At 37.7% G+C, this 3,249-nt stretch carries 4 protein-coding genes; all 4 read left to right on the top strand.

Annotated features, from left to right (window positions below; all coding sequences use genetic code 11):
* Positions 1-124 precede the first annotated feature (124 nt).
* The 4 genes from CU635_RS20075 to CU635_RS20060 all read left to right on the top strand — a co-directional run bounded on the left by CU635_RS20075 (position 125) and on the right by CU635_RS20060 (position 3,102).
* Positions 125-655: a DUF6431 domain-containing protein gene (locus tag CU635_RS20075; protein WP_101579153.1), complete on the top strand. Its 531-nt coding sequence runs from the start codon at positions 125-127 to the stop codon at positions 653-655.
* A 134-nt stretch (positions 656-789) separates the two neighbouring features.
* Positions 790-2,052 (top strand): helix-turn-helix domain-containing protein, encoded by a 1,263-nt coding sequence (locus tag CU635_RS20070; RefSeq protein ID WP_101579152.1) that lies wholly within the window; start codon positions 790-792, stop codon positions 2,050-2,052.
* Positions 2,045-2,845 (top strand): ExeA family protein, encoded by an 801-nt coding sequence (locus CU635_RS20065; RefSeq protein ID WP_101579151.1) that lies wholly within the window; start codon positions 2,045-2,047, stop codon positions 2,843-2,845. Before CU635_RS20070 ends, CU635_RS20065 begins: the two co-directional genes overlap by 8 nt.
* Positions 2,842-3,102, top strand: a complete 261-nt coding sequence (locus CU635_RS20060; protein WP_101579150.1) for a DUF5348 domain-containing protein — start codon at positions 2,842-2,844, stop codon at positions 3,100-3,102. The genes CU635_RS20065 and CU635_RS20060 overlap by 4 nt, the downstream gene beginning before the upstream one ends.
* The last annotated feature ends 147 nt before the right edge of the window (positions 3,103-3,249 follow it).

Here is a 3,249-nt window from a genome sequence, read left to right as displayed (position 1 = left end):
TGTAAACAGCCACTTTATTTCCTCTAAAAAGTGGGGCATTTTTTCAAATTTCTACAGATTAAACACTATACTTTCCTGAATTAATATGCTAAATTTTCTGCATATTATTAGGGAGAGTTTTTTTATGATCATTATTCATGATTTTGGAATTGACTTGAAGGAATATGCGGCAAGGGGGAAGGAAAATGATTTTCCTATATTAGATGCGTGTCCAAACTGTAAATGTAGCGCACATGGAAATGTCCATAGAAATGGATACTATTGGAGGTTTGGTGTCACAGATGAGGAAACAATGAAAATTCCTATATGTCGATTGAGATGTTTAGTGTGTAAGAAGAGCATTTCAGTCCTTCCGGACTTCTTAATCCCTTATTTTCAACATACGATACATACCATTTTGAAGGGAGTTCATCAATTTCTTCAGAAGAAAAAAGCAAATGTTAGCCGACAATTATTGAGGTTTCACCTAATCCGTTACTATAAGAATCTCAATTGGATTCATAGTTTCTTTACCGATTTAGGTCAGGTTCTGGGAGTTTCAAAGGATAGAAAAAAAGTGGCCACAAAATATATAATAATGATCCTTGATTTTGGCGAATCCTCCTTCTTACGAAGGAGCTGGGGTCATTTATCATCACATTTCATGGCAAATTAATTTTATCATATTTGAGGAATTAAAAAAATATTGCTCGTCCCACATACATTTTTCATCGTCAAAGAATGGCGAAGAAAGTAGAATATTAATCATGGATGACCGGTCGTCCTTCTAACCAAAAGGAGGAAGATTCCATGAATAAAAATGAACGAGAACAAATCGCCTTATTTCGGTATGGGTTGATTGCCCCTCTTTTTAATGGGCAAGTAAATCCAAAAGAATATTTGAAAGAATTGGAGGGGAAAATCCATTCTATTCCTTATTATGGGGAACGAAAAATTGCCGTAAAAACCATTCAAGAATGGCTTCTTCATTATCGTCGAAATGGATTTGAAGCATTAAAGCCAAAGAAACGTGGAGACAAAGGCAACTCTCGAAGATTATCTCCTGATGATCAGGATCAACTCCTAGAAATACGAAAAAAAAATCTCCATATGCCAGTTAGTGTTTTCTACGAACAACTAATTGAGCGTGGAGAAATACAAAAAGAACAAATATCTTACTCTACTATAAATCGATTATTAAAAAAACACAACCTTGTAGGAAAACAAATTGTAGCAACCCCTGAGAGAAAACGATTCGCTCACGAGAAAGTGAACGTGTTATGGCAGGCTGACTTATCTCACGGACCTTATGTTCCAGTCAGTGGGAAAAAGACGAAAACTTTTTTAATTGCCTATATAGATGATTGCTCTAGGCTGGTTCCGTATGCACAATTTTTCTCGTCAGAGAAATTTGATGGATTAAGAGTGGTGACAAAGGAAGCCTTAACCCGAAGGGGTAAGCCAACTATTATCTATGCGGATAATGGTAAGATCTATCGATCTGAAACGCTACAATATGCGTGCGCACAGTTGGGGATCACATTAGCCCACACGATGCCTTTCGACCCTAGGGCAAAAGGTAAAATAGAAAGGCTGTTTAAAACAGTGCAAACGAGGTTTTATCCATTATTGCAAACTGAACCGGCTCAATCATTAGAAGAATTGAATGAAAGGTTCTGGCGCTGGTTAGAGGAAGATTACCATCGAAGAGTTCACGCCTCTTTAGATGGCAAAACGCCTCATGAAGTTTTTCACTCTCAATTAAAGGATATAACATTTTTGGAGGACCCGTCCATTCTGGAGACAATCTTCTTGAAACGAGAGCAGCGGAAAGTTAAAGCTGATGGCACGATTACCTTAAATAAACAACTCTACGAAGTACCTTCACGTTTTATCGGTCATTCCATCGATGTGAGACTGGATGAAAAAGGAGTTTATATCTTTGAGAATGATAAAAAAGTGACAGAAGCAACTCCAGTATCCATGAAAGATAACGCTCATGCCAAACGGGTTCGCTCACCGTTTTCATTGTCTCCAACAGCTGATGTGAAGGAGGATCAGGATCATGTATAAATCCTTTTACTCTTTAGCTCAGGCTCCGTTTTCAAAAGATATACAACCTTCGGATGCGTATCCTTCCACGGATTACCAAGGGGCAATAAGAGCATTAAATTACTTACAAAAATCAAAGGGAATCGGTCTTCTTATTGGCGATCCCGGGGTAGGAAAAACATTTACCTTACGGTCCTTTAAGGAATCCCTAAGCCCCTCCCTGTATCAAGTAATTTATTTTCCCCTCTCAACGGGAGGGGTGATGGATTTTTATCGTGGATTAGCATTCGGCTTAGGAGAGGAACCAAAGTTCCGTAAAGTCGATCTCTTCAGGCAAATCCAACAAGGAATTGAACGATTGGCTGGGGAACGAAAGATCACTCCTGTTTTTATTTTGGATGAAATGCATATGGCAAAGGATGCATTTTTGCAGGATATCGCTATTTTATTTAACTTTCAAATGGATTCTACTAATCCTTTTATATTAGTTTTGGCAGGATTACCCCATTTAAAGAGTCGCTTAGCATTAAATCATCATCGTCCCCTGTCTCAGAGAGTGATAATGAAGTATGAGATCCAGCCATTATCAAAAGAGGAAGTTTCCACTTATATTGACCATCACATGAAATTAGCTGGAGCAAAGATGCCTATATTTACTGAATCAGCAATAGAAGCCATTGCATTACGATCTCAAGGCTGGCCGCGCGTTATCAATACCTTAACGGTCAATAGCTTATTATTTGGTTTCCAGCTAAAAAAAGATCAAGTTGATGAGGAAATCGTAAGATTGGCCATAGAGGACAGTGGTCTATGATAAGGAGAGGAATCTTAGTCTTTGATCACGGCAACCAGGAATGGAGAGTTTGGATTGGACAAACCTCCTATTGGATAGACCAAGGCTATACATTTGAGCTGAGAATTCAAAATAGATACTTTCATGCATATTTAGAGAAAGATTTTGATTGGTTCGTAACGCTGAACCATGATTCAATCTTTGTCCTTCACACCCAAGAAGTGTATAAAATCCGGATAAAAATACAAGATTATATTCCGGTTGATGCCCCTTTTTAGGGGTTTTCTTTTCGCTATTTTTAATCTGGGATAATATGCACAAGATTTTGCACATTCTGAAATAAAGTGAAAAAATTAGCACATTATTTCAGATTTTTTTCGGGATTAAAGTGAAAAATAGAGCCTGAAATAATGTGCTCGTTTACA

The sequence above is a fragment of the Bacillus canaveralius genome, assembly GCF_002860125.1.
GTDB classification, from domain to species: domain Bacteria; phylum Bacillota; class Bacilli; order Bacillales; family Cytobacillaceae; genus Bacillus_BJ; species Bacillus_BJ canaveralius.
Note: the sequence above shows the minus strand (reverse complement) of the source record. Positions and strands in the feature narration are given on the sequence as shown.

What these genes read in the sequence shown, in the direction of transcription:
- CU635_RS20075 (WP_101579153.1), top strand. Translation starts at nt 125, where the DNA reads ATGATCATTATTCATGATTTTGGAATTGACTTGAAGGAATATGCGGCA.
- CU635_RS20070 (WP_101579152.1), top strand. Translation starts at nt 790, where the DNA reads ATGAATAAAAATGAACGAGAACAAATCGCCTTATTTCGGTATGGGTTG.
- CU635_RS20065 (WP_101579151.1), top strand. Translation starts at nt 2,045, where the DNA reads ATGTATAAATCCTTTTACTCTTTAGCTCAGGCTCCGTTTTCAAAAGAT.
- CU635_RS20060 (WP_101579150.1), top strand. Translation starts at nt 2,842, where the DNA reads ATGATAAGGAGAGGAATCTTAGTCTTTGATCACGGCAACCAGGAATGG.